The organism is Gaetbulibacter sp. M235 (genome assembly GCF_043876835.1).
Lineage (GTDB): Bacteria > Bacteroidota > Bacteroidia > Flavobacteriales > Flavobacteriaceae > Yeosuana.
This window is the reverse complement of record NZ_JBAWJZ010000001.1, coordinates 211,256-237,009: the sequence shown is the minus strand read 5'-3', so window position 1 is coordinate 237,009 and position 25,754 is coordinate 211,256. Positions and strand designations below refer to the sequence as shown.

Genomic DNA, 25,754 nt, shown 5'->3' with positions numbered 1-25,754 from the left:
CAAAGATAATATATATCAAATTATTTGCAAGTTGAGAATCTTTTATTTGCTTTTGAACAGAGGGACAGAAGAACAAGCTTCTCCATACATAATAGATTGAGCAAAAGGTTTAAGTTTATTGGCTAGCATAATGTAAGCGTTTTGAGGAACGGGTTTTTTTGAACACCCTTTTATTATGATTGGTTTGTTGGCAAACTCTGAAACATCTAATATGTTTAAAACATCCTGAAAAATGGAAGTTTCTAACAACTCAAGATTTCCTATAACTATTTTTTTTGCAAAGGGCTCTAAATGAAGACTAATTAGAATAAATGCCCAAGCAGGAATTATAGCATCACTACTACAAGTTAAAGCAACATAGGCATCTTTATATTGGGACCAATCAAATAGCTTTACTTGTTCTCTAAAATCTTTTTCGCGCAATACAAATCCTTCAAAAAGCCATTCTTTAATATCAAACAAAACACGCTTTCCTTGAGGATAATAATCTTCAAGGTTTATGGTTATTAATTTGCTATTCGCTACGCGATTGATTATTTCGTCCTGCATTTAAGAAAACAAAAATATTTAAAGCATTCCAAGTTCTAATTTCGCTTCTTCGCTCATCAAATCGTGTGTCCAAGGTGGATCAAAAGTTATTTCAACTTCGGCACTTTTCACAGCATCAAGTGATTTGATTTTCTCTTCTACCTCTAAAGGTAAAGTTTCAGCAACAGGACAGTTTGGAGTTGTTAATGTCATTAATATTTTTACATCATAGTCTTCGTTAACAAATACGTCATAAATTAACCCAAGTTCGTAAATATCTACAGGTATTTCTGGATCATAAATTGTTTTCAAAACGCCAACTATTTTCTCTCCTAATTTTGTGGTGTCAATTTTTATATCGCTCATATTATTTTAATTGTGTTTGATATGCTATTGCATACATTTTTAACTGTTTTATCATACTTACCAAACCATTCGCTCTGGTTGGAGATAAATGCTCTTTTAAACCAATTTTTTCAATAAAATCTGTATTAGCTTCAATGATATCTTTTGGTTTTTGATTTGAGAAAACTCTGATTAGAATAGCAATAATTCCTTTAGTAATAATGGCATCACTATCGGCGGTAAAGCATACTTTATCATCTTTTAATTCGGCGTGAACCCAAACTTTACTTTGACAACCTTTTATAATATTGCTATCAGTTTTGTATTGGTCGTCTATTAAAGGTAAATCCTTACCCAAATCAATCATATATTGATAACGTTCTTCCCAATCATCAAACATTGAGAACTCTTCAATTATTTCATCTTGTATGTCAGTAATACTCACAACTTTTATTTTTAACAAAAATACAATAAGAATTATTGTTTTTCAATGTTTTCTGAAACAGATAAAATTTCTTTAACAATAAGCTCAATTTCTTTAGGTGGATTGCCATGGTCAAAACTAGCTGACTCATAGTCGGTTCCATTATATGTTATTGTAAGATTTGCAATAGCTGCTCCGTCATATAATCTTTTTTGAGTTGGAGCTTCAAGTTTCGATATGTTTTCTAAATCGATATTCTTAACTAAATCCATAATTGTATGCCAATACTTTTCATTACATTCTTTAATTATAGGTTTGGCATTTCGTTTATTGATAATAGAAATAGTTTTTTTGTTAAGAATGATTAGCTTATAACTACCTCTAGACATGGCAGAATATTCTATGGAAAGATTGTCCTGATCAATTTTAGAATTAATACAACCTTGATCAAAAATTAATAAAGATAAAACGATAAATAAAACTTTCATAGTTTAGGTTTTATTATAATAATACAAAAAAGACGCCAAAGTTGGCGTCTTTTCAAAATTTAATAAGCCTTTTATATTTTAATTTCCAGCCATTGCAGCTCTTGGGCCACCTGTAGCAAAAATAGGTCTTAATCTATTTCTTTGGCCATCTGTAAACATATACATACAAGCATCATCTGTATAATCCATATAGTTCATGGTCATATCTGTAGTGCTACAATTAATTGTTGGATAATTTGGGCATCCGTAATTTGGGCCATCGGAACTTGGAGTGTCTTCAACAAAATCATCTTGTCTGCATCTTCCATCACCCCAAATGTGGCGTAAATTTAAATAATGACCAACTTCATGAGTTGCTGTTCTTCCTAAATTATATGGGGCAGCAGAACCACCTGGTAAACTAGAATATAATAACACCACACCATCTGTAGCGGAATTGCCTCCTGGGAACTGGGCATATCCTAATATGCCGCCACCAATATTACATACCCAGATATTTAAATGAGTATCTGGAGTAATTGGAGGATAAGCAGCTTTTACTGAATCATTTGTTCCCCAAGATGAAGTGTTATTATTATATCTAAAGGTTCCTGCCAGAGTAAAACTTACATTTGTTATTGTTGCATCGTTAACAAAATTTGTTGCTCCAGATGGGAGCAAGTTTGTATTAGTGCTATTAAAATCGTCATTTAACACATTTATTTGCGATGTAACTTGTGCGTTTGAAACATCATTTGCATTAGGTAAAACAATATGCACGTAAACAGGAATATTTATTGTTCCTAAACCATCATTAATTGGTAAAACATCAACATCTGTCTCTCCACTGGTTCCACCACCTGGTTTTCCTTTATTTGCGCTACCGCTTTTTGAAGCTATATATTTTCTTGTTTGGTATTCAATATCAAACATTTTCTTTTCTAAACTCGGGTTTTCACGAAGTTGTCGGTTAAGAACTTCCATGGAATAACATGGATTATAAAATTCTTTGGAGTTAGCAGATTTAGAGCTTAAATCGTCAGCAGAATCAGTATAAACATAAAAATCACTCATGTCAATTTGCTGTTCTTGTGATACTTCTTTAGAATCATCATTACATGCTGTGAATAAAAGTCCAACAGCGGCCATACTTAAAAAAATTTTTTTCATTTAATTATATTTTTGAATTAGTCGTTGCTGAAAATAAAATATTTTTTAAAAATATTTGCGAATTGTTAATAAGTTTTGTTAAATATTCGACAAAAAACACAATTGTTATGTAGTTGATGGTGTTTTATCTACAAAATTATTGAATGATAACTCTGGATAGAAAAATTTAAGATAACATCAACTGGGCCTTTTTAACTGCATTGGCTAAAACGTCAATTTCTTCTAAAGTATTATAGAATGAGAATGAGGCTCTTACAGTTCCAGGTATTTTGTAAAAGTCCATAATTGGTTGAGCGCAATGATGACCTGTACGAACGGCAATTCCCATTTTATCTAAAATAGTTCCTACATCATACGGATGGATGCCTTCAAGATTAAAAGAAATGACTGATGTTTTATGTTTTGATATACCGTAGATTTTTAAACCTTCTATTTCAAGAAGTTTTTTTGTGGCGTATTCTAAAAGTTCATGCTCGTAAGATGAAATGTTATCAAAACCAATAGAATTCATATAATCTATAGCTGCCCCAAAAGCAATACCACCACAAATATTTGGTGTACCTGCTTCAAATTTATGAGGCAAATCTGCATACGTTGTTTTTTCAAAAGTAACTTCAGCTATCATTTCTCCTCCACCTTGATATGGAGGTAATTTTTTTAGCCAGGATTCTTTTCCGTATAGCATTCCAACTCCTGTTGGTCCACACATTTTATGAGCAGAAGCTACATAAAAATCAACATCCAAAGCTTGAACATCTGGTTTTATATGAGGGCAAGATTGTGCACCATCAATTAAAACAGCGGCACCGACTTGGTGAGCTTTTTTAATAATATATTCAATAGGATTTACAGTTCCTAAGGCATTTGAAACGTGATTTACAAAAACTAGTTTGGTTTTGTTTGAAAGTAGTTGGTCATAATCACTTATGATTAATTCTCCATCTAAGTTCATTGGAATCACTTTTAAAATGGCCCCAGTACGTTCGCATAACATTTGCCAAGGCACAATATTGCTATGGTGTTCTAAGGCAGATACAATGATTTCATCACCCTTTTTTAAGATAGAAGAAAAGCCGTTTGCAACTAAATTAATGCTGTGTGTTGTTCCTGATGTGAATATAATTTCATGAGCAAATTTGGCATTAAAATGCTTTTGAATTTTGTGTCTGGCTTGTTCGTATTTATCTGTTGCTTCTTGACTTAAACTATGTACACCACGATGAATATTGGCATTGTAATTTGAATAATAATCTACAATAACATCAATAACCTGTTGAGGTGTTTGTGAGGTTGCTGCATTATCAAAATACACTAAAGGTTTGCCGTTTACTTTGCGAGAAAGTATTGGAAAGTCTTTACGAATGTTTTCAACATTGAACATAGTTGTTTTTTTAATAGCCCCGATAGAAGCGACATCCTTTTGTTTTAAAAGAAATAAAAGATATAGCGAATAGCGGGAAAAAGCTTTAATATTTTACAAATCAAAACCAAGGTTAACACCTAATTTGTTAGCGATAATTTTATTGATGCGATGTTTTATTTCTGGAATTCGAACCGAGTTTAAAACGTTATTGCTAAAAGCATACATTAGTAATGCTTTGGCCTCTTTTTCTGGAATACCTCTTGAACGCAAATAAAACAAGGCACTTTCGTCTAACTGACCAATGGTACAACCGTGAGAACACTTTACGTCATCAGCAAATATTTCTAGCTGAGGTTTTGTGTTTATGGTTGCTTTATCACTGATTAAAATGTTTTTGTTTGATTGAAACGCATTGGTTTTTTGAGCTTCTTTATCAACAATTATCTTTCCATTAAAAACACCAGTAGAGTTTTCTCCAAAAACACCTTTATAATCTTGATGGCTTTCGCAATTTGGTTCTTTATGATGTACCAACGTATTATGATCGACATGTTGTTTATCACCAATAATTGTAACTCCTTTTAAAGTAGAATTAATGCGTTCACCATGTTGGAAGAAATTGAGATTGTTACGTGTTAATTTTCCACCAAAAGAAAAGGTGTGCACAGAACAAATGCTTTCTTGTTTTTGATTGATATATGAATTGTCAATTAAAGAAGCGTTTAAACTATCATTTTGAACCTTATAATAATCTACAATGGCACGTTTGTTTATGAAAACTTCTGTAACACTGTTTGTTAAAACGGCATTGTCTGTTAAACTTTGATGACGTTCAATAATTTGCACATGCGAATTCTCATCAACTACAATCAAGTTGCGCGGTTGCAACATAATTGCAGATTCATTTCCTGTTGAAAAATGAATGATTTGGATTGGCTTTGCGACCATTTTATTTTTAGGAATATGAATGTAAGCTCCTTCACTAGAAAACGCTGTATTTAACGAGGTTAAACTGTCGTTTTTAGCAATTGTATTGAAATAGTTTTCTATAAGAATGCGGTATTTTGGTTTTGATAATGCTGATGACATTAAGCAAATATCCATACCTTCATGAGTGGTTTGTGATAGATGTGAAGAATATTTCCCATCAATAAACACAATTTTATAGGTATCAATATCATGAATGAAATATTTTTTCACATCATTATATTCGATAGTATTTTCAAGTTTTGGAAAAACACTGTAGTCGTTTTTTAAAATACTGTTTAAAGAGGTGTATTTCCAAGCCTCTTCTTTTTTTGTTGGAAACCCTTTGTCTTCAAATGATTTTATAGCTTCAGTTCTTATTTTATGCAAATAAGCGTCATCGTCTTGATGGTTTTCAAATGCCCAAAAGGATGATATGAGTTTTTCTTTTAAATCCATTTTTTAATTGTTAGTGTAAGTGATTTGTAATCACCTTAACTGAGAATTAATTATGCGTTAACTTCTTCTTTAATCCAGTCGTATCCTTTGTCTTCAAGCTCGTGTGCTAGTTCTTTGGTTCCGGATTTTACAATTCTTCCTTTATACAATACATGTACAAAATCTGGAACGATATAATCTAGCAAACGTTGGTAATGTGTAATAACCAATACAGCATTATCTTTACTTTTAAGTTTGTTTACACCATTGGCAACAATACGAAGTGCATCAATATCAAGACCTGAATCTGTTTCGTCAAGGATAGCTAATTTTGGTTCTAGCATTGCCATTTGGAAGATTTCATTACGCTTTTTTTCACCACCAGAAAATCCTTCATTTAATGAGCGCGATAAAAACTTTCTATCAATTTCCAGTAATTCTGCTTTTTCACGAATTAGCTTTAACATGTCTTTAGCAGGCATATCTTCAAGTCCTTTTGCCTTACGGGTTTCATTTATGGCAGTTTTCATAAAGTTGGTTACAGAAACTCCTGGGATTTCAACAGGGTATTGAAATGATAAGAAAATGCCTTTATGAGCACGTTCTTCAGCAGCTAAATCATTGATGTCTTCTCCTTCAAAGAAAATGTCTCCATCTGTAACTTCATAATCTTCTTTTCCTGCAATAACAGAAGCCAACGTACTTTTACCAGAACCATTAGGTCCCATAATTGCATGAACTTCTCCTGGTTTAATTTCAAGATTAATACCTTTTAAAATTGATTTATCTTCAACGCTTGCGTGTAAATTCTTAATTTTTAACATAATTATTTAAAATCGCGACTATTTGTCTTTATTCTTTTTATTATCCAACTGATCCTTCTAAACTTATCTCTAGTAATTTTTGGGCTTCAACAGCAAACTCCATAGGAAGTTTATTTAATACATCTTTACTAAATCCGTTCACAATTAATGCTATAGCTTTTTCTGTTGCAATTCCACGTTGATTACAATAAAAAATTTGGTCTTCACCAATTTTACTTGTTGTGGCTTCGTGTTCTATGCGTGCCGTTTTGTTTTTTGCTTCAATATAAGGAAAGGTATGCGCGCCACAATCATTTCCCATAAGTAAACTATCGCATTGTGAAAAATTACGAGCATTGTCTGCGTTAGGGCTTATTTTAACCAAACCCCTGTAACTGTTTTGAGACTTCCCTGCAGAAATACCTTTTGAAATAATGGTTGACTTGGTATTTTTACCCAAATGAATCATTTTAGTTCCAGTGTCAGCTTGCTGATAATTATTGGTAACGGCTATTGAATAGAATTCACCAACAGAATTATCACCTTTTAAAACACAGCTAGGGTATTTCCAGGTTACAGCACTTCCGGTTTCTACTTGAGTCCAGGATATTTTTGCATTGGTTTCACAAAGCCCACGTTTTGTAACAAAATTAAAAACACCACCTTTGCCTTCAGCATTTCCTGGATACCAGTTTTGAACGGTAGAATATTTTATTTCTGCATTGTCGAGCGCAATAAGTTCAACAACTGCAGCATGTAATTGGTTTTCATCTCTACTTGGTGCTGTACAACCTTCTAAGTAACTTACATAGCTACCTTCATCTGCAATAACAAGGGTTCTTTCAAACTGACCTGTACCTGCTTGATTAATCCTGAAATACGTTGAAAGTTCCATTGGGCAATGCACTCCTTTTGGGATGTAGCAGAAAGATCCATCACTAAAGACAGCGCTGTTAAGAGCAGCATAAAAATTATCTTTTTGAGGAACTACCGTGCCAATATATTTTTTTACAAGTTCTGGATGCTCTTTAATAGCTTCAGAAATACTCATAAAAATGATTCCTTTTTCTCCTAGTGTCTTTTTAAATGTAGTAGCAACAGAAACTGAATCGACCACAACATCCATAGCTACATTGCTTAGTTTTTTTTGCTCATCAATAGATATACCCAATTTTGCAAAAGTTGCTAATAATTCTGGGTCAACTTCATCAAGACTATTATATTTAGGCTTGCTGTTTGGAGCAGAATAATATGAAATTGCCTGAAAATCTGGTTTGGCATAATGAACATTTGCCCAGTCTGGTTCTATCATTTCTTTCCAAGCTTTAAAAGCTTCAAGTCTCCAGTCTGTCATCCATTGTGGTTCTTCTTTTTTAAGAGAGATTGCTTTAACAATTTCTTCGTTGAGGCCAACAGGGAATGTGTCTGATTTTATATCAGTATAAAAACCATATTCATATTCTTTGGTTTTTAATTCTTCTCTTAAATCGTCTTCAGTATATTTATTCATTCTTTTTGTTCTTCAGTATGCAGATTATTAAAGTGAAAAAGATTCACCACAACCACAAGTTCTATTTGCATTAGGGTTATTGAAAACAAACCCAGTTCCGTTTAGGCCTCCTGAATATTCAAGAGTTGTTCCAATTAAATATAAAAAGCTTTTTTTGTCAACAATAATTTTTACCTCGTTATCAACAAATACCTTGTCTCCTTCATGGTTTTCTTTATCAAACTTTAAATCGTATGATAAACCAGAACAACCACCACTTTTCACACCAACACGAACATAATCTGTAGATGGATTATAACCATCTTCTTGCATAAGTTCAATGACTTTTTTCTTAGCTGTTTCCGAAACTTTAATCATAATTATTTAAAATAGATTTATAACTTTTAACTGATATTTTGGGAACCTTTTATTAAGAAGGTTTCTAAATAGGCTACAAATATACAATATAAGTCAGGGATTTCCATATAAACTAACATTATATTAGCATATAGTTTTATAGGTTTTTTTTATTGATTTAGAAAGGAAGAATTATTGATGAAATATATAAATAAGCTTCTTATTTTTGCACCATGATAGAAGATAAAGACCAACAACGCACTCAACTAAGTGATTTAGGAGAATTTGCACTTATAGATCATTTAACTAAAAACTTTAAAGTGAAGCAAACATCAACTATTAAGGCAATTGGTGATGATGCTGCTGTTTTAGATTTTAAGAATAAAAAAATTGTTGTTTCAACCGATTTATTAGTTGAAGGTGTTCACTTTGATTTAAGCTATATGCCTTTAAAGCATTTAGGATACAAATCAGTAGTAGTAAACCTGTCTGATGTTTGTGCTATGAATGCTGTTCCTACACAAGTAACAGTTTCGATTGCTTTGTCAAACAGATTTCCATTAGAAGCTTTAGAGGAACTTTATGCAGGTATTGAAACTGCCGCAGCAATTTATAATGTAGATGTTGTAGGTGGAGACACTACATCTTCAACTAAAGGGTTATTGATTTCGGTTACCGCTATTGGGACTTTGGAAGGAGATAATGAAGTTTATAGAAGTGGTGCAAAACCTAATGATTTATTGGTGATTTCCGGTGATTTGGGAGGTGCTTATATGGGGCTTCAAATTCTTGAAAGAGAAAAAGAAGTTTATAAAGTAAACCCAAATAGTCAACCAGATTTAGAGCCATACAGTTATATTATTGAGCGTCAATTAAAACCAGAAGCTAGAAAGGATATTATTAAACTTTTTAAAGATTTAGATGTTAAACCAACGTCTATGATTGATATTAGCGATGGGTTGTCTTCTGAAATCATGCATATTTGTAAGCAAAGTGAAGTTGGTTGTGATTTATTTGAAGAAAAAATTCCTTTAGATCCTGTTGTAATCTCAACTTGTGAAGAATTTAATATAGACAGTACAACTGTTGCGTTAAATGGGGGAGAAGATTATGAATTGCTGTTTACAATTTCTCAGGAAGATTATCCTAAAATAAAAGCGAATCCAAGTTTAACGGTAATAGGTTTTATTAAAGAAAAAGAAGCAGGGATACATTTAGTAACCAGAGCAGAAACCAGAATTCCGATTAAGGCCCAAGGATGGAAAAATTTTAGTGCTTAAAAACCAATAAGTTTTCAAATAAAATTTTTTCTCTTAATTTCTTTTTGTTGCGTTTCGTATGAATACGCTCTAACACATCATTTATTTCTTTAAACTTAGGAGTTAGTTTAACAAGCTCGCCACTTACACCAGTGGTTAATTGTTTATGGCATCGGGTACAAGTATATTCTTTGACATGATAGGTAACGTTTCTGGAGATATGATAATCATGCCCAAACATCTTGCAATGTATTTCTTTCATAAACTTTTAATTGTATCTTAGGAGAGACGACTAAAAGTATAAAAATCAATTTAAAATGTTTAACAACTTATTAATAAATCGACGAAGTGGCCAATTTTACCTTTGAACGTTGAGTTCTGGAATTGTGGATTCTTTCTAAAATGCTATTTATCTCTTTAAACTTTGGAGTTAGCTCGATTAAATTCCCATTGCTGTTAGTGGTTAACTGCTTCTTGCAGTGTTTGCAAGTGTATTCTTTAACATGATAGGTAACTTTCTTTGTAACTTCAAAATCATGACCAAAAAGGTAGCAATACATGGTTGGGATGAATGCCGGCTTATTAGTAGTTTTTTTCATAAATTTCAGATTTAGAACACTCTAAATATAGAAATAAAAACGACAAAAGCGATGAAAATATAAAATTATTCGATGAAATGCATAATATTATGTAAGAATTGGTCTCTATTTTCAACATGACTCATATGTCCGTCAGGAAATATTGCTACATTTATGTTTGTTTTGTTAGTTTGTTTAATTAATGATTCAAAATCTAAAACCGGATCTTTTTTACTAATAATCATTAACTTTTTAAAATTCACTTTTTTAAAGAATTGTTCTCTATCCTTTCTTATTTTCATACCTTCTAAAGCGGCTATAATTCCTTGAACAGGTGTTTTTAAAGCTTCTTCTTTTATATGCTTAATTTTTTCGGAGAATATCTTTCTGTTTTTAGGTCTGAATAAATTAACAATGGCTATTCTTACAAAAGCTTTATAATTATTCTTTACGGCAATAATGGCTCTATCTCTGTTTTTCTTGCGCACATTGCTATCTTCATTTGGAGTGGAATTCATTAAACAAACACCTTTTACAATTTCAGGGTAGTTTTCAGCAAAAGCTAAGCAAACATAACCTCCCATTGAATGACCAATTAATGTAGCTTGATTTATTTTTAAATGGTTGAGGACTTGCTTAACAGTTTCGGCCATCAATTCCATGGTGTGAATATATCCTAAGCAACCTGTTTTTCCATGACCTAGTAGATCAATACAAATAACTCTATTATTTTTAGAAAGTTCAGGAATAAATTCGTCCCACATAGTTGAGTTTTCTAAAAAACCATGAAGCAAAACAATGGTATTGCCTTTACCATTATCAGTATAAAATATGTTTATGCCTTTGTATTGTAAAATCATTTTTATAGTATATTAGGCAAAGATATAATTGAGTTATGAATAAAACTAAACAAACCTTTGTATTTGGCTTTGCTTTATTTGCTGGTTTTTTTGGTGCTGGCAATTTAATTTTGCCTCCTTTATTAGGATTCAATTCCGGGCCAGATTGGTGGTTAGTTACTTTAGGGTTTATTATTTCTGCTACGATTATTCCGCTACTAGCTTTATTTGGTCATGCCAAACTTCAAGGAACCATGATTGAGTTTGGTAATAAAGTGTCTCCAATATTCAGTTTAATTTTTTGCCTTTGCATTTACATCATTATTATTGCATTACCTTGCCCTAGAACAGCTGCTGTAACCCATGAAATGGCCATTGCTCCTTTTTTCAATACAAGTCCTTTACTAACTAGCATTATATATTTTTCTTTAGCATTTCTTTTTGTTGTTAATAGAAATAATGCATTAGAAATACTTGGTAAATACTTAACGCCTATAATAGTTTTAATATTATTTGCTATAATTATAGTTGGTGTTTTTTGTGATGTAGCACCAATGAGAGGTTCCAATTTTGAATCTCCTATGGTTAGTGGATTGTTAGAAGGATATCAAACTTATGATGCTATAGCAGGACTTGTTACGGGTGGAATTGTAATAATTTCTATTAATAATTCAACAGGCAATATGTCGTTCATAGACAAAAAGATAATGATAGCTAAATCTGGATTTATAGCTATGGCAGGATTGTTTATTATTTACACAGGGCTAATTGCTCTTGGTGCTTTTTATAATTCTGAATTTCCAAGTGATATTTCTAGAGCAGAATTGCTTTCTGGACTAGCAACAAAAACTTTAGGGAATTTTGGGGGTGCCTTTTTAGGCGTTTTGGTTGGGTTAGCTTGTTTTACAACAGCAGTGGCAATAATTATGAGTACGGCAGATTTTTTTAAAGCACTATTTAAAGAATCACAAAGAGCATATATTATAACAACTATTGTATGTTGTGTAACGGGAATTTTTATTGGGCAATTTCAGGTTTCTTATATTATAACTATTGCATTACCTTCTTTAATGCTTATTTATCCGTTATGTATTGTTCTTATTTTATTAAATGTAATTCAAGAGAAGTATGCATCTAAATTGGTTTTTAGATGGGTTGCTTTTATCACTTTTTTATTTAGTTTACCTGATTTTTTACAATTTGTAATGCCACCCGAACAATTGGAACCTGTCACAAGTTATATTCTTTTTGCAAAGCAAAATTTAGGATGGGTTTTACCAGCCTTAACGACATTTATTGTTGTGAGTGTTTTTTTAAAACTTAAAAGTAGAGAAGCTAAATTTTAAATTAGTTTTTAAGTTTTTTAATCGCTAAAAAAGCATTATCCACATAATTTTCTTCGACTAAAATAGTGAATTCGTTGGTTGTTGATATTACTTCATATAAAACAACACCTTCCCAAGCCAATCGTTTAAAAAAGTGATAGTATAATCCAGCAATTTTTGAATTGTCTTCAGGTAAATTAATACTTATCGCAGTTAACCCTTCTTGAACAGCAATAAAGGTTTCATCTTGAAAATGAGTGTTTACATAATCGTTTAAACTGCTTGAAACGATGATGTTACTTTCATGAATTCCTCTTGTAAATGTGTAAAAAAGTTTGGTTTCTTCATTAATCTTTTTTAAAATCTGAGAATGGTTATCAATTAAGGTTTCAGAATTTTTAACGGTAAAGTCTGTTAAGTTCGATCTTACAGTAATATCGCCCAAGTTCTGAATAACCTTTTTCATTTTAACAGTATTTGATAACGAAACAGGTGGATTGTAGCGTCTTAAAGCCATCATGATAGCACCAGGTTTTACCTCTTTTTTAAGCATTTTGCTTATAGGTTCTGTTAATTCTATTGCTAAAGCGCTAAAATTTATGATATTTCTTGAAAGCGCTTCTTCTAAATAAGGTTGCGCAATTAAAATATCTTCTACACAGTTTGATACGGTTTTCATGTTAATTATTTAACAATTTGTGCAAAAGTAATCTTTTTTTTTAATAAATATCTTATTTTGAGTAATGTACTATACTTTCGCTGTATAAATTGATTAAAAATGAAAGTATTAAAATTTGGAGGGACTTCTGTAGGTAGTGTTGAAAACATGTGTAATGTAAAAAATATTATCAACGATGGAAGAAAAAAAATTGTGGTTTTATCAGCCATGTCTGGTACTACAAATATTTTAGTTTCTATAGCAAATAACATTGCACACGATATGACTAACGAGGCTATTGAAAAGATAAATAAATTACATGAAACGTATTTTAACACCATTGACAAATTACTTTTAGATGAGTCTTTGAACATCGATGTTAAAAATTATGTAACAGGAATATTTAATTTTTTAGTTGAATGTACATACCAGGAATATTCACTTCATTTAGAAAATAAAATTGTTGCTCAAGGTGAGTTGCTTTCAACTTATATGTTTAACAGCTATTTGGCACAAGAAGATGTAACATCTACTTTGTTGCCAGCATTGAACTTTATGCGTATTGATAATCACAAGGAGCCAGATATGTTTTATATAAAACAAGATTTTGAAGCCGTTTTTAATGAAGCTCCAGATGTTGATATTTACATTACCCAAGGTTTTATTTGTTTAGATGAAGAAGGTAACATTTCAAATTTACAACGTGGAGGAAGTGATTATACTGCCACAATTATTGGTGCAGTAATTAAAGCAGAAGAAGTAGAGATCTGGACAGACATAGATGGGATGCATAATAACGACCCAAGATATGTTGAAAACACAAAACCTATTTCTAATATATCTTTTGATGAGGCTGCTGAGTTGGCCTATTTTGGAGCAAAAATTTTACATCCGCAAACAGTTACTCCAGTAAGGGCAGATAATATCCCTGTACGATTAAAAAACACCATGGATCCTGAAGCTTATGGAACTTTAATTAATGATGATCACACAGAAAATGGCGTTAAAGCTATTGCGGCAAAAGACAACATTACTGCCATAAAAATCAAATCTGGGCGCATGTTATTGGCACATGGGTTTTTGAGAAAAGTTTTTGAAATATTTGAAGTTTATGAAACTTCAATCGATATGATTACAACTTCTGAAGTTGCCATTTCACTTACTATTGATGACGATAGAAATTTAGATAAAATTTTAACCGAATTAGAGAAGTTTTCTGTGGTAGAAGTAGATAAAAATCAAACTATCGTTTGTTTGGTTGGTCACTCAATAGTAAATCATCATGAAACTTACAGATTGTTTCAAATTTTACAAGATGTTAAAATTAGAATGATTTCTTACGGTGGAAGCAGAAATAATATTTCATTATTAATAAATGCAAACGATAAAATTAAAACGCTAGGCAAACTAAATGATTATCTATTTGAATTAGTCACTCTTTAAAATAAAATTTTAGTCAGGTTAGCAAAAGGGTCGTTTTAAACGACCCTTTCTTCTTTTATTTTGAATTCATTAATTCTTCAATTTCATCGGCTTCTATAGGTATATTGCGCATAAGATTAAACGGTTCACCAGTTTTTTGGATAACCACATCATCTTCTAAACGAATGCCAAACCCTTCTTCTGGAATGTAAATTCCAGGTTCAACAGTAAAAACCATATTTGCTTTCATGGGTTCAGTTAATATCCCGTAGTCATGTGTGTCTAATCCCATGTGGTGGGACGTTCCGTGCATGAAATACTTTTTGTAAGCTGGCCAGTCTGGATCCTCATTTTGAACATCGGCTTTATCTAATAGTTTTAGCCCTAGTAATTCCGATGTCATCAATTTTCCAACTTCTTTATGATACTTTGCCCAATCTGTCCCAGGAAGAAGCATTTTGGTGGCTTCATTTTTAACTCTGTTCACTGCATTGTAAACTTCTTTTTGTCTTTTTGTGAATTTTCCAGAAACAGGAATTGTTCTAGTCATGTCACTTGAATAATTTGCATATTCAGCGGCTACGTCTAATAAAATTAAATTTCCTGATTTACACTGTTTGTTGTTTTCAATATAATGTAAAACGTTTGCACTATTGCCTGAAGCTATTATAGGAGTATAAGCAAATTTTCTGGAACGGTTTCTGGTAAATTCGTGGATAAACTCTGCTTCAATTTCATATTCCCAAACATCTGGTTTTACAAAATTTAAAACACGTCTAAATCCTTTTTCTGTAATATCACAGGCTTGCTGGATTAAATCTATTTCAATAGGATTTTTAACAGATCTTAAACGCTGTAAAATTGGATTACTTTTAGCGACAGAATGAGCAGGGTATTTATTTTTTAACCATGTAGTAAAACGATCTTCACGAGTTTCTGTTTCAACATTTGCTCTGTAGTGTTCATTGGTATTTATATAAACCATGTCACATTGAGTCATTAGCTCAAACATGATTTTTTCCATGTCTTGAAGCCAGTAAACAGTTTTAATTCCACTGGTTTCAAAAGCAGCTTCCTTGGTTAGCTTTTCGCCTTCCCAAACGGCAATATGATCATTGGTTTCTTTTAAAAATAATATTTCACGATGTTTATCTTTTGGGCAATCTGGAAATAATACTAATATACTTTCTTCTTGATCTACGCCACTTAAATAAAAAATATCCCGGTGTTGTTCAAAAGGTAAAGTACTATCTGCGCTTATTGGATAAATATCATTTGAATTAAATACAGCCAGACTATTTGGTAACATTTTAGCTGTAAAATTTCTTCGGTTTTGTATAAATAGATTTCTCTTTATAGGATGGTATTTCATGGAATTAGAATTTAACGATAAAATTACAAAAACAAATAAAACTTTATTAATAATTCTGTATTTTTGAGATATATAGAATCTAACATTATGAAAACGAATCTCTTAAGTATATTTATTGTTGGGTTATTTTTAACAACTAGCAATTTGATATCTCAAGTGATGCTAAGAGAGATACCCTTAAAGCAACAGATAGAAAATGCCTCTTTGGTAGTTGAAGGGAAGGTTCTTTCTAAAAAATCTTTTTGGGATGTAAAACATGAAAAGATATACACGGCTAATACAATTGAGGTTTATAAGGTTTTTAAAGGAGAACCTGTTGCAACTATCGATGTTATTACAAAAGGAGGCGTTGTAGGAACGGATTTTCTAATAGTGTCTTCTGCGTCAAAAATAAAGGAGAATGACAAAGGTGTTTTTATGTTGCAAAACACAAACATTGGACATGGTACCAATGATAAAATAATCACCAAAAAATACAAACCCTATGGTGCTGTTCAAGGGTTTTATAAGTATGATTTGTATAGTGATATCGCAGTAAATCCTTTCAATAAAAAACAAGGTATTTTCTCATCATTTTATAATGAAATAATGGATATTACAAAGACAGGTTTTGTTGAGGTTGCTAAATATAATGTTAGTGAAACTAATAAAAGTCTTAATGTAAGCAAAGCTTTGGGAACACCTATTGTCTCAAGTTTTAACCCCACAACGCTTACGGCTGGAACAAAATCGCAACTTACTATTAATGGGTCTGGTTTTGGTAGTTCTGGAAAAGTAAGTTTCCCAGATGCAAATAATGGAGGTTTTCTCTTTACTGATGCGCTAGCATCTCAAATTGTCTCTTGGAGTGATACACAAATTGTTGTTGAAGTCCCTTCAGATGCCGGAACAGGAAAATTCCGAGTAACCAATGATGACTCTCCTACACCTTTAAGTAGAGTTGCATCTACCGATTTAACAATATCTTATTCTGAATCAAATATTGAATATGATCCAGGAACAGGCTTACAAGCATATCCGCTTCAACATTATGATGAAAATGGAAATGGCGGATATGAATGGGAAATGCAAACAGATTTTTTTAATGATACAGAACATCCAGGTGCCAAAGCTTCTTTTGAAAGAGCAATGGACACTTGGAGATGTAATACAAAAATAAATTGGACGATAGCTAATTCTGCTACGAATATAGATGTTGTAGCTAGAGATGGTACAAATATAGTGAGATTTGATAATGGTGATGAGTTAGAAACGGGAGTTCTAGGTGAGTGTTCTTATTGGCCAAATTATTACACAGGATGTGCCATAGGAGAATCAGTACAATTTTATGTAAAAGAATTAGAAATTGTGTTTGATGATGCTACTTCTTGGTATTTTGGTACTGGAGATCCAGGATTAAACTATGATTTTGAAAGTGTAGCGGTACACGAATTAGGACATGGTCATCTATTAGGTCATGTTATTGATACCAATGCAATAATGCATTATAATTTAGGCCTTGGTGAGTTTAATAGAATTTTAAGTATTAATGATATTAATGCTGGTCTAGATGTACAAAGTAGAAGTACATCTACTTCAGTTTGTGGTACATTAGATCCTATGACTGATTATACAGGTACATGCAATTTAAGTGTAGATGATATAGCCTTTAATGAAGCGGTTAAAGTCTATCCTAACCCATCAAATGGACAATTCTATATAAATAATAAATTAGGCTTAAACTTAACTAAAGCAGTGGTTTTTGATATGAGTGGAAGACTGATCTCAGTATTTGATATTTTAAATTCATCAAACACCAAGCAAATTAATTTAACTGGTTTATCAAAAGGTATTTATTTAGTAAATATTCATTCTAACTATGCATTTGTAACCAAAAAATTAGTTTTGGAATAATGAAAACCTAAATAAATAGATAAAAAGGCACCATTTGGTGCTTTTTTATTTACCTAATTTAACTTCTTTAAAATGATTCTAAATAAATATTTAAGTGCATAAGTTTTTGTCTATAATGGTAATGAAGTGTATTTTTGTGTACATATTTTTAACTTCTAAATAATGGGCGGATTTTTTAAATCTTCGATTGGAAGAAAGGTAGCCATGTCGCTTTCAGCTTTTTTCCTAATGTTTTTCTTATTAATGCACGTTTCAATAAATTTATTATCAGTTTTTAGTGAAGAAACTTTTAATGCGGCGTCACATTTTATGGGAACAAATTGGTTGATACAGTTTGTAATGCAACCAGTTTTAATTTTTGGTGTAGTGTTCCATTTTGTGATGGGATTTGTATTAGAAATCAAAAACAAAAAAGCACAAGGTGTCGCTTACGCAAAAAATAATGGAGCTGCAAATTCAACTTGGATGAGCAGAAACATGATTTACAGCGGATTGGTGATTTTAGCTTTTATAGCAATACACTTTGCAGATTTCTGGCTTCCAGAATTAAATTACAAATACATTGAAGTAAACCCAGAAGATCCAACTCGTTATTTTCATGAATTACACGAAAAATTTGTTCCAATTTGGAGAGTTGCTGCTTATGTTGTTGCATTTGTATTATTAGGTTTGCATTTAGCTCATGGTTTCACATCAGCATTTCAATCTTTGGGAATAACAGCCGGAAGGAAGAAAACTCTACAATCTATTGGGAAAGCATATGCTATTTTGATTCCACTAGGATTTATTTTTATTGCACTTTATCATCATTTTAACCATTAATCTTAAATAAGTATGACTTTAAATTCAAGAGTACCAGAAGGTCCAATTAAAGATAAATGGACAGATTATAAAAACCATATCAATTTAGTAAATCCGGCTAATAAAAGGCATATAGATATTATTGTAGTTGGAACAGGATTAGCAGGAGGTTCAGCAGCTGCAACGTTAGCAGAATTAGGATATAATGTGAAAGCATTTGCATATCAGGATTCTCCACGTAGAGCACATTCAATTGCAGCTCAAGGAGGTATTAATGCTGCTAAAAATTACATGGGCGATGGAGATTCAACATATAGATTATTTTACGATACTGTAAAAGGTGGTGATTACCGTTCTCGAGAAGCTAATGTTTATCGTTTAGCTGAGGTTTCAGCAAATATAATTGACCAATGTGTGGCACAAGGTGTTCCTTTTGCTCGCGATTATGGTGGATTGTTAGATAACCGTTCATTTGGTGGCGTGTTGGTTTCTAGAACATTTTATGCAAAAGGACAAACAGGACAGCAGTTATTATTAGGAGCTTATTCTGCAATGAACCGTCAGATTGCCCGTGGTAAAATTGAAATGTTCAATCGCCATGAAATGCTTGACGTTGTTAAAATAGATGGCAAAGCAAGAGGAATTATTGCTCGTAATTTAATTACAGGCGAAATAGAAAGACATTCGGCACATGCTGTTGTTATAGCAACCGGTGGTTATGGAAATGTATATTTCTTATCAACAAACGCGATGGGAAGTAATGCAACAGCAGCTTGGAAAATTCATAAAAAAGGAGCATTTTTTGCGAATCCTTGTTTTACACAAATTCACCCAACATGTATTCCGCGTTCGGGAGATTATCAGTCTAAATTGACTTTGATGTCAGAATCGCTTCGTAACGATGGACGTATTTGGGTGCCTAAAAACATTGAAGATGCCAAAGCCGTTCAACAACGAAAAATGAAGCCTACTGAAATTGCTGAAGAAAACAGAGATTATTTCTTAGAGCGTCGTTATCCAGCTTTTGGTAATTTAGTGCCTCGTGATGTAGCTTCAAGAGCAGCAAAAGAGCGTTGTGATGCTGGTTTTGGTGTAAATGCAACAGGTGAAGCGGTTTATTTAGATTTTGCTTCAGCTATAGAGCGTTATGGTAAAACACAAGCTAAGATTCATAATATTGAAAACCCTTCAAAAGAAAAAATATACGAATTAGGTCAGGCTATTATTGAAGAAAAATACGGAAACTTATTCCAAATGTACGAGAAAATAGTTGATGAGAATCCGTATAAAACTCCAATGATGATTTACCCTGCTACTCATTACACAATGGGTGGTATTTGGGTCGATTATAATTTAATGACAACCGTCGATGGCTTATATTGTATTGGTGAGGCAAACTTCTCAGATCATGGTGCAAACAGATTAGGAGCTTCTGCCTTAATGCAAGGTTTAGCCGATGGATATTTTGTATTGCCTTATACTATTGGGGATTATTTGTCAAAAGAAATTAGAACAGGAAAAATTCCAACAAATACGCCTGAGTTTGATGAGGCAGAAAGAGAAGTAAAAGACAGAATAGATTTCTTCTTAAATAATAAGGGGACAAAATCTGTTGATTACTTCCATAAACGACTTGGAAAAGTAATGTGGGATAAAGTAGGAATGGCACGTAATGAAAAAGGTTTAAAAGAAGCCATGGCAGAAATTAAACAAATTCGTGAAGAATTTTGGAAAGATGTTAAAGTTCCGGGGACTGCAAATGAAATGAACCCAGAACTTGAAAAAGCAGGACGTGTGGCAGACTTTTTAGAATTAGGTGAGTTATTTGCTAAAGATGCCTTAATGAGAGAAGAATCTTGTGGAGGTCATTTCCGTGAAGAATCGGTAGAATTAGATGGTGAGCAAAAAGGTGAAGCAAAGCGTAACGATAAAGATTTTGCATTTGTAGCTGCTTGGGAATATAAAGGAGAACCTGCAGATGCTGTTTTACACAAAGAACAATTAGAATTTAAAGATATTGAACTAAAACAACGTTCATACAAATAATAAAGGCACTATGAATTTAACACTTAAAATTTGGAGACAAAAAGACTCAAAATCAAAGGGTCAAATGGTCGATTATAAAGTAACTGATATTTCAGAACATATGTCTTTTTTGGAAATGATGGATGTTTTGAACGAGCAATTAGTAAATAGTGGAGAAGAACCTGTAGCTTTCGATCACGATTGTCGTGAAGGTATTTGCGGGATGTGTTCTATGTATATTAATGGTGAAGCTCATGGACCAGATAGAGGCGTTACTACTTGTCAATTACATATGCGTATGTTTAAAGATGGAGACACCATTACCATTGAACCATTTAGAGCGGCAGCTTTTCCAGTAATTAAAGACTTAGTTGTAGATAGAACAGCTTTTGAACGTATTCAACAAGCTGGAGGATATATTTCGGTAAATACTTCAGGGAACACTCAAGATGCTAACTCAATTCCAATTTCGAAACATGCAGCCGATGAAGCAATGGATGCTGCAACCTGTATTGGTTGTGGAGCTTGTGTTGCTACTTGTAAAAACTCAAGTGCTATGTTATTTGTTGGAGCAAAAGTATCACAATATGCTTTATTGCCTCAAGGACAAGTTGAAGCTGCCGATCGTGTGCGTAATATGGTAGCACAAATGGATTTAGAAGGTTTTGGTAACTGTACAAATACTGGTGCGTGTGAAATAGAATGTCCTAAAGGTATTTCTTTAGACAATATTGCAAGAATGAATAGAGAGTTAATGAAAGCTAGCTTATCATAATTATTTCCTTTCATCGATAATTAAAAAACCCTTGCTCTCGCATGGGTTTTTTTGTTTAGTTTTGGCTTCTTAATTTTTAAAATGAACAAAATAATCTGCTTTTGTGTATTTATATGCTTCTTAAGTATTAAAAGTAATGCACAATCAATAAGTGAAAATATCACTAATAAAAACAAGGTATTGTTTAATGAGACAATGTTACTTCAAAATATAAAAACATTATCATCGGATGCTTTTGAAGGTAGGCGGACAGGAACAAAAGGTGCCAACAAAGCAAAAGAGTATATAGCAAATCAATTTTATCATCTTAATGTATTGCCTTTGGGTGAAAAATTTGAACAATCATTTTATTTTTCTAGTAAAGGGAAAAGTTATAATGGCACCAATATTTTAGGGTTAATAAAAGGAACTGAGAGCAACGAAAAATATATAATTATAAGTGCACATTATGACCATGAAGGCATAAAAAAAGGACTTATTTATAATGGAGCTGATGATGATGCTTCTGGTGTTAGTGCGTTAATTAGTTTTGCAGAGTATTTTAAAAATAACCCACCAAAGCATTCCATAATTTTAGCTGCTTTTGATGCGGAAGAGTTAGGGCTTCAAGGCTCAAAATATTTTGTAAACAATTCTATTGTTCCAATAAACAAAATCATGGTTAATTTAAATATGGATATGATTAGCCGAAGTGATACCAATGAATTATTTGCTGTAGGAACAAGATTTAATAAAACACTTAAAGAGGTTATTTCAAATTTGAAACAATCAAAAACTGTAAAGCTTATAGCTGGTCATGATGGAATTGATGGTCTTGAAGACTGGACAGATTCATCTGATCATGCCTCGTTTCACAAAAAAGGAATCCCTTTTATTTATTTTGGGGTTGATGACCATAGAGATTATCATATGCCAACGGATGATTATGAAAATATTCAACCAGAATTTTACAAAGAATCTGTAAAAGTAATTATGGAAGTTTTTAATAAAATTGATAAGCTTAATTTTTAAAAATAAGCTTTTAACTGTACAGTTCCGGTGTGAATAGTTTTGCTTGTTTCTGTTTTTCTTCCAAAATAACTTAGGTTTAAATCCAAAAATTTCGTCAGTTTTTTTTGTGCTAACAAACTCCATGTAAAATTTATCCCAGGTTGTAAACCTTCTAACATTTGATAGGAAACGGGAGAATTCGGGTTGCCTTTAAAATTATTTGAAAAGTAATTAAACTCACCATTTAAAGCTCCTTTTTGATTACTCGAAAAAGTAAAAGAAGCACCATATTTTTGTTGTTTTAAAGATTCTAAATCTCCTATTGAATTATTGGTTGAAGCATATTGATAAAATATATCAAAACGAGCATTATCATTAAATAAGTAAGATAATTTAGGATTGTATTTTTGCTTATTAAAGTTATAGTTTTTGCTAGCATAATTTTCGCTTAAACTTTCATTGGAATCGAAAGCAGTTAGAAGATCTATTAACCACGATTCTTCAATTTTATGGTTGAAATTAAATTGATGGCTTTTTAAACTATTTTCAATAAACCCAATTGATAAAATGTTTTTAGATTTATTAGATAAATAGGTGTAGGAAGCTGTGTAATGTTGTTTTCCGCGATTTAAAAACAAAACATTTCTTAGATTTAATTGTAGTCCTAATTGATTAGCTGCGTCTGCCTGAAACGGATTTATATTAAAATTATTTCCATCTCTTTTTATTTTTCTATCAATCAAATAGCTGGTTTGATTATAAAAATGAGACCAGAATTTTCCAGTTTTATTTTCACTTATATTTAATTGTTGTGGGTTAATAGTTAAGGTTTGACTCAATCTATTTTGATGTGTTTTTATGAAAACACGGTTAGGTAAAAGAACCCTGATGTATTTTCCTTGATCTTGAAATTGAGCAATTTCAAATTCTTCCAATTCCTGAATTCCGTTGTTATTATAATCAATCCAAGTATAAGTTCCTTGTCCTGGCTCCACTTCAACATAGGTAAAATCCTGTTGAGCTAAACTCCCGGAATTGGTTTCAAAAACAGTATTCCACTGAATAAGTTGTTTTAAAAACTTTTGATTGTATAACAATCTTGAGTTAATAGACTGCTCATCATCAATGTCTTTATCGATATTGTTTAGTGTTCTATAATTAATGTACAGGGATAAATTAGTGTTTGTATTTTGAATAATTCTGGAGTCTAAATAAAATGTATTCGAGGTGTTTACTTTTTGTAATTCATTATTTCTTAAACTGTCATTAACTCTGTTTTTATAACCAAATTCTGCAAAAACTTTGGTGCTATCGCCAATACCATAAAATGCCTCGTATGATTTAAATTTCTGGCTCAAAGGTGTGAGTGTTGAAGTTGTTTTGTCTTTTTGTTTATTATCTTCAACAGCAAGTTTTAAACCTATCCAGCTTTTATTCATACTATAAGAAACTCTATTGTAAGACCTTAAAAAAGTTGATGAATTAATATCAGATTCAGCATTTAAAAAACTGGAATAGGACACGATGTTGAATTTATTTAAAGCCAGATTTAAATTCGCTACATGTCTGTTACCATTAAAATTTTCAGAGTATCCTAAATGTTCAAACTGGTATGAAGCAATTCCTTTTTCAGGGTGATTTAATTGCAATCCGGTAATGAAAAGCTGTTGATTTCCCAAAGGGTTTTCAATGTTCCAATCTCTTGAAAATTCAGCTTTATATAAACGCTCAATGGTTTTAAAATTCTTTTGAATATAGTCAACATCCACAAAGGCATTTAAGTTCCAAAGGCTGTCTTTTTTTATAAGATTTTGAGAGATTTTAAGTTTGCCAGCAAAACCATCATTATTTGAATCGTCTATGTTTGAAAATAAATTCAGGTCATTTTTACTACCAGCTATTTCAAAATTAATAGCCATTTTTTCTGAAGGATTATAGCTTCCGTTTAACACGGCTATCTGAAGTTTTGTTGGCGCAATAAGTTGAACAATTGGCGCATAATTTCCTTGTGGAATTCCTGCAATTGGTTCTACATATTCATAAATATTGCTAATGGCATTAATAGTACTTAAAACGTAATCGCCTTTGTTTGAACCAACTAAACTGAAAGTAACTCTATATAATTCATCATCAGGATTATTGGAAAACACAAAAGCTTCAACACCATTAATGAGTTCTTTTTTGTACAAAATCCTATTGTCACTATAACTGTCTAAAACATCTGAAGGAGCAACCATTAATTTTTTATCATCGCCAGCATTAGCAAGAATTTGTACTTGTTCTTGTGATAGATTTTGCTGCAAAGGCTGGTTTTTAGCATCGTTTTCAGAATATATAGAAACACCTATATTAAGTATTTCACTTTCAAATTTAGCACCACCATAAGCTACTAAGCGCGAATAATTACGCTCACTGTATTGGTAATCAACTGTAATTCGCATTTCAGAAGTTATAGGAAAAGTTGAATTAAAAATAATTTCACCAGCATTATAATCAATAATATAATCTTCATTTTCACCACGTTTTAGTGCAACTCCGTTCACATAAACGGTTTCACTTCCAGAAACAATAAGAACATACAATTCGCCATTTTGACCTTGTAATTTATAAGGACCCTGATTGCCTTCTTGAGCAGTAAACTGGCTTCTTGTAAATTGGCCTCTTACTAAAGCACCAGCAGCAAACAGATTGGTTTTGTGTTCGTCATCACCTAGGTTTACATTTACAAATAAGCCTTGAACACGTTTGGAGAAATTGGCAAAATATGAATTGGTGTTAATCAAATCAATGTCGCCAGCACGCACGTTCCATTTATCGCTAAATAGTTCAATAAACACTTGGTCAAATTCATCCAAACGTTGCGAATATCCGCTTTCTTGCAGTGGAATATTAGCATCTTGAATAGAAGCTCTAAGCGATACTTTATCATTTAGCTTTCCAGTAATTTGTAGGTCTAATTCGCTTTTTAAAACAGAGTTTTGATTGTTTCCAATGGTAACACCACGAGAAATACTACCAGAAGTTGTTAAACCATCAAAGGGAACAAAATTAGATTCTTGATTGCTTTGAGACAGTTTATAAAGCGTTTGGATGTTATCATTGTTTTCGACAATTATTTTCTCATCCAATTGCTTATAGGTTTTAGTCAAAAAATCAGGAAAACGCAAGTAATTTATAATGATAGAATCGGTTTCGACAGACTTTTTAAATGTCAAAATAGCCTTTGGGAAATCAACAGTATAAAAACTAGTATCAAGATATAAGTTCTCTTTTGTTTTAATGGAAAAGAAATTAGAATTGATACTTACACTATCTATCAAAATAGTATCATTTACAGCAACTTTTTTAGTTCTATAATTAGAATTCTGATTTTGGGCAAAAGCACAAAACCCAATAAAAAAGACAAAAAGAAAGGCTATAAATTTCATCTGATACTTAAACTACAAATAGTTTAAAATATTTTGTTA

Annotated in this window: 24 protein-coding genes; 8 read left to right on the top strand and 16 right to left on the bottom strand. The window is 32.0% G+C overall.

The window, feature by feature from the left end; translation table 11 throughout:
* Positions 1–42 precede the first annotated feature (42 nt).
* The 10 genes from V8G69_RS01135 to V8G69_RS01090 form a co-directional block, all read right to left on the bottom strand.
* On the bottom strand, positions 43–549 hold the full coding sequence (locus V8G69_RS01135) for a DUF2480 family protein (protein WP_394879850.1): 507 nt from the start codon (positions 547–549) through the stop codon (positions 43–45).
* A gap of 18 nt (positions 550–567) precedes the next feature.
* Positions 568–894, bottom strand: coding sequence for a DUF59 domain-containing protein (locus V8G69_RS01130; RefSeq protein WP_394879849.1), 327 nt, complete (start codon positions 892–894; stop codon positions 568–570).
* Between the two features lies 1 nt (position 895).
* Positions 896–1,318 carry a SufE family protein gene (locus V8G69_RS01125; RefSeq protein WP_394879848.1) on the bottom strand — a complete coding sequence of 141 codons (423 nt, stop codon included), beginning with the start codon at positions 1,316–1,318 and terminating at the stop codon, positions 896–898.
* A gap of 32 nt (positions 1,319–1,350) precedes the next feature.
* Positions 1,351–1,785 (bottom strand): hypothetical protein, encoded by a 435-nt coding sequence (locus V8G69_RS01120; RefSeq protein ID WP_394879847.1) that lies wholly within the window; start codon positions 1,783–1,785, stop codon positions 1,351–1,353.
* 78 nt (positions 1,786–1,863) lie between these two features.
* Positions 1,864–2,934: a zinc metalloprotease gene (locus V8G69_RS01115; protein WP_394879846.1), complete on the bottom strand. Its 1,071-nt coding sequence runs from the start codon at positions 2,932–2,934 to the stop codon at positions 1,864–1,866.
* 166 nt (positions 2,935–3,100) lie between these two features.
* Positions 3,101–4,315, bottom strand: coding sequence for an aminotransferase class V-fold PLP-dependent enzyme (locus tag V8G69_RS01110; protein WP_394879845.1), 1,215 nt, complete (start codon positions 4,313–4,315; stop codon positions 3,101–3,103).
* A 93-nt stretch (positions 4,316–4,408) separates the two neighbouring features.
* A complete protein-coding gene (sufD, locus tag V8G69_RS01105; RefSeq protein WP_394879844.1) occupies positions 4,409–5,722 on the bottom strand; it encodes a Fe-S cluster assembly protein SufD in 1,314 nt (437 codons plus the stop codon).
* A gap of 50 nt (positions 5,723–5,772) precedes the next feature.
* Positions 5,773–6,525 carry a Fe-S cluster assembly ATPase SufC gene (gene sufC, locus V8G69_RS01100; RefSeq protein ID WP_394879842.1) on the bottom strand — a complete coding sequence of 251 codons (753 nt, stop codon included), beginning with the start codon at positions 6,523–6,525 and terminating at the stop codon, positions 5,773–5,775.
* A 40-nt stretch (positions 6,526–6,565) separates the two neighbouring features.
* Positions 6,566–8,014 carry a Fe-S cluster assembly protein SufB gene (gene sufB / locus V8G69_RS01095; protein WP_394879841.1) on the bottom strand — a complete coding sequence of 483 codons (1,449 nt, stop codon included), beginning with the start codon at positions 8,012–8,014 and terminating at the stop codon, positions 6,566–6,568.
* Between the two features lie 27 nt (positions 8,015–8,041).
* Positions 8,042–8,371, bottom strand: a complete 330-nt coding sequence (locus V8G69_RS01090) for a HesB/IscA family protein (protein ID WP_394879840.1) — start codon at positions 8,369–8,371, stop codon at positions 8,042–8,044.
* 212 nt (positions 8,372–8,583) lie between these two features.
* On the opposite strand from V8G69_RS01090, the gene thiL reads away from it, so the two are divergent.
* A complete protein-coding gene (thiL, locus tag V8G69_RS01085) occupies positions 8,584–9,630 on the top strand; it encodes a thiamine-phosphate kinase (protein WP_394879839.1) in 1,047 nt (348 codons plus the stop codon).
* On the opposite strand, the gene V8G69_RS01080 is transcribed toward thiL, so the two are convergent.
* From V8G69_RS01080 to V8G69_RS01070, 3 genes are all read right to left on the bottom strand, one after another.
* A complete protein-coding gene (locus V8G69_RS01080) occupies positions 9,620–9,871 on the bottom strand; it encodes a DUF1660 family phage protein (RefSeq protein WP_394879838.1) in 252 nt (83 codons plus the stop codon). The two genes, thiL and V8G69_RS01080, sit on opposite strands and share 11 nt — an antisense overlap.
* A 70-nt stretch (positions 9,872–9,941) precedes the next feature.
* Positions 9,942–10,208 carry a hypothetical protein gene (locus tag V8G69_RS01075; protein ID WP_394879836.1) on the bottom strand — a complete coding sequence of 89 codons (267 nt, stop codon included), beginning with the start codon at positions 10,206–10,208 and terminating at the stop codon, positions 9,942–9,944.
* Between the two features lie 65 nt (positions 10,209–10,273).
* The gene (locus V8G69_RS01070; RefSeq protein ID WP_394879835.1) at positions 10,274–11,047 is read right to left on the bottom strand and encodes an alpha/beta fold hydrolase; all 774 of its coding nucleotides are present in this window, start codon (positions 11,045–11,047) and stop codon (positions 10,274–10,276) included.
* A gap of 35 nt (positions 11,048–11,082) precedes the next feature.
* Here V8G69_RS01070 and V8G69_RS01065 point away from each other — a divergent pair, with 35 nt between their 5' ends.
* Positions 11,083–12,372: a branched-chain amino acid transport system II carrier protein gene (locus V8G69_RS01065; protein WP_394879834.1), complete on the top strand. Its 1,290-nt coding sequence runs from the start codon at positions 11,083–11,085 to the stop codon at positions 12,370–12,372.
* Between the two features lies 1 nt (position 12,373).
* Here V8G69_RS01065 and V8G69_RS01060 read toward each other — a convergent pair whose 3' ends face one another.
* The gene (locus V8G69_RS01060; RefSeq protein ID WP_394879833.1) at positions 12,374–13,030 is read right to left on the bottom strand and encodes a hypothetical protein; all 657 of its coding nucleotides are present in this window, start codon (positions 13,028–13,030) and stop codon (positions 12,374–12,376) included.
* 99 nt (positions 13,031–13,129) lie between these two features.
* Here V8G69_RS01060 and V8G69_RS01055 point away from each other — a divergent pair, with 99 nt between their 5' ends.
* Positions 13,130–14,452 carry an aspartate kinase gene (locus tag V8G69_RS01055; protein ID WP_394879831.1) on the top strand — a complete coding sequence of 441 codons (1,323 nt, stop codon included), beginning with the start codon at positions 13,130–13,132 and terminating at the stop codon, positions 14,450–14,452.
* A 55-nt stretch (positions 14,453–14,507) separates the two neighbouring features.
* Here V8G69_RS01055 and V8G69_RS01050 read toward each other — a convergent pair whose 3' ends face one another.
* A complete protein-coding gene (locus V8G69_RS01050) occupies positions 14,508–15,803 on the bottom strand; it encodes an aminopeptidase P family protein (protein ID WP_394879829.1) in 1,296 nt (431 codons plus the stop codon).
* Between the two features lie 87 nt (positions 15,804–15,890).
* Here V8G69_RS01050 and V8G69_RS01045 point away from each other — a divergent pair, with 87 nt between their 5' ends.
* The 5 genes from V8G69_RS01045 (at position 15,891) to V8G69_RS01025 (ending at position 22,308) form a co-directional block, all read left to right on the top strand.
* The gene (locus tag V8G69_RS01045; protein WP_394879828.1) at positions 15,891–17,696 is read left to right on the top strand and encodes a T9SS type A sorting domain-containing protein; all 1,806 of its coding nucleotides are present in this window, start codon (positions 15,891–15,893) and stop codon (positions 17,694–17,696) included.
* Between the two features lie 162 nt (positions 17,697–17,858).
* Positions 17,859–18,518, top strand: a complete 660-nt coding sequence (locus V8G69_RS01040) for a succinate dehydrogenase cytochrome b subunit (protein ID WP_394879827.1) — start codon at positions 17,859–17,861, stop codon at positions 18,516–18,518.
* A 12-nt stretch (positions 18,519–18,530) separates the two neighbouring features.
* Positions 18,531–20,543, top strand: a complete 2,013-nt coding sequence (locus V8G69_RS01035; protein WP_394879825.1) for a fumarate reductase/succinate dehydrogenase flavoprotein subunit — start codon at positions 18,531–18,533, stop codon at positions 20,541–20,543.
* Positions 20,544–20,553: 10 nt separating this feature from the next.
* Complete coding sequence (locus V8G69_RS01030; RefSeq protein WP_394879823.1) at positions 20,554–21,297, top strand: succinate dehydrogenase/fumarate reductase iron-sulfur subunit; 744 nt, start codon at positions 20,554–20,556, stop codon at positions 21,295–21,297.
* Between the two features lie 81 nt (positions 21,298–21,378).
* Positions 21,379–22,308, top strand: a complete 930-nt coding sequence (locus tag V8G69_RS01025; protein ID WP_394879821.1) for a M28 family peptidase — start codon at positions 21,379–21,381, stop codon at positions 22,306–22,308.
* Here V8G69_RS01025 and V8G69_RS01020 read toward each other — a convergent pair.
* The gene (locus V8G69_RS01020; RefSeq protein WP_394879820.1) at positions 22,305–25,715 is read right to left on the bottom strand and encodes a hypothetical protein; all 3,411 of its coding nucleotides are present in this window, start codon (positions 25,713–25,715) and stop codon (positions 22,305–22,307) included. The two genes, V8G69_RS01025 and V8G69_RS01020, sit on opposite strands and share 4 nt — an antisense overlap.
* Between the last annotated feature and the right edge of the window lie 39 nt (positions 25,716–25,754).

Bases quoted from the DNA above. Each gene is read 5' to 3' on its own strand.
- sufC (WP_394879842.1), bottom strand. From the start codon at position 6,525: ATGTTAAAAATTAAGAATTTACACGCAAGCGTTGAAGATAAATCAATT.
- sufB (WP_394879841.1), bottom strand. From the start codon at position 8,014: ATGAATAAATATACTGAAGACGATTTAAGAGAAGAATTAAAAACCAAA.
- V8G69_RS01020 (WP_394879820.1), bottom strand. From the start codon at position 25,715: ATGAAATTTATAGCCTTTCTTTTTGTCTTTTTTATTGGGTTTTGTGCT.
- thiL (WP_394879839.1), top strand. From the start codon at position 8,584: ATGATAGAAGATAAAGACCAACAACGCACTCAACTAAGTGATTTAGGA.
- V8G69_RS01035 (WP_394879825.1), top strand. From the start codon at position 18,531: ATGACTTTAAATTCAAGAGTACCAGAAGGTCCAATTAAAGATAAATGG.
- V8G69_RS01110 (WP_394879845.1), bottom strand. From the start codon at position 4,315: ATGTTCAATGTTGAAAACATTCGTAAAGACTTTCCAATACTTTCTCGC.
- V8G69_RS01065 (WP_394879834.1), top strand. From the start codon at position 11,083: ATGAATAAAACTAAACAAACCTTTGTATTTGGCTTTGCTTTATTTGCT.
- V8G69_RS01040 (WP_394879827.1), top strand. From the start codon at position 17,859: ATGGGCGGATTTTTTAAATCTTCGATTGGAAGAAAGGTAGCCATGTCG.
- V8G69_RS01120 (WP_394879847.1), bottom strand. From the start codon at position 1,785: ATGAAAGTTTTATTTATCGTTTTATCTTTATTAATTTTTGATCAAGGT.
- V8G69_RS01090 (WP_394879840.1), bottom strand. From the start codon at position 8,371: ATGATTAAAGTTTCGGAAACAGCTAAGAAAAAAGTCATTGAACTTATG.
- V8G69_RS01075 (WP_394879836.1), bottom strand. From the start codon at position 10,208: ATGAAAAAAACTACTAATAAGCCGGCATTCATCCCAACCATGTATTGC.
- V8G69_RS01050 (WP_394879829.1), bottom strand. From the start codon at position 15,803: ATGAAATACCATCCTATAAAGAGAAATCTATTTATACAAAACCGAAGA.
- sufD (WP_394879844.1), bottom strand. From the start codon at position 5,722: ATGGATTTAAAAGAAAAACTCATATCATCCTTTTGGGCATTTGAAAAC.
- V8G69_RS01060 (WP_394879833.1), bottom strand. From the start codon at position 13,030: ATGAAAACCGTATCAAACTGTGTAGAAGATATTTTAATTGCGCAACCT.
- V8G69_RS01055 (WP_394879831.1), top strand. From the start codon at position 13,130: ATGAAAGTATTAAAATTTGGAGGGACTTCTGTAGGTAGTGTTGAAAAC.
- V8G69_RS01045 (WP_394879828.1), top strand. From the start codon at position 15,891: ATGAAAACGAATCTCTTAAGTATATTTATTGTTGGGTTATTTTTAACA.
- V8G69_RS01080 (WP_394879838.1), bottom strand. From the start codon at position 9,871: ATGAAAGAAATACATTGCAAGATGTTTGGGCATGATTATCATATCTCC.
- V8G69_RS01135 (WP_394879850.1), bottom strand. From the start codon at position 549: ATGCAGGACGAAATAATCAATCGCGTAGCGAATAGCAAATTAATAACC.
- V8G69_RS01070 (WP_394879835.1), bottom strand. From the start codon at position 11,047: ATGATTTTACAATACAAAGGCATAAACATATTTTATACTGATAATGGT.
- V8G69_RS01030 (WP_394879823.1), top strand. From the start codon at position 20,554: ATGAATTTAACACTTAAAATTTGGAGACAAAAAGACTCAAAATCAAAG.
- V8G69_RS01130 (WP_394879849.1), bottom strand. From the start codon at position 894: ATGAGCGATATAAAAATTGACACCACAAAATTAGGAGAGAAAATAGTT.
- V8G69_RS01025 (WP_394879821.1), top strand. From the start codon at position 21,379: ATGAACAAAATAATCTGCTTTTGTGTATTTATATGCTTCTTAAGTATT.
- V8G69_RS01115 (WP_394879846.1), bottom strand. From the start codon at position 2,934: ATGAAAAAAATTTTTTTAAGTATGGCCGCTGTTGGACTTTTATTCACA.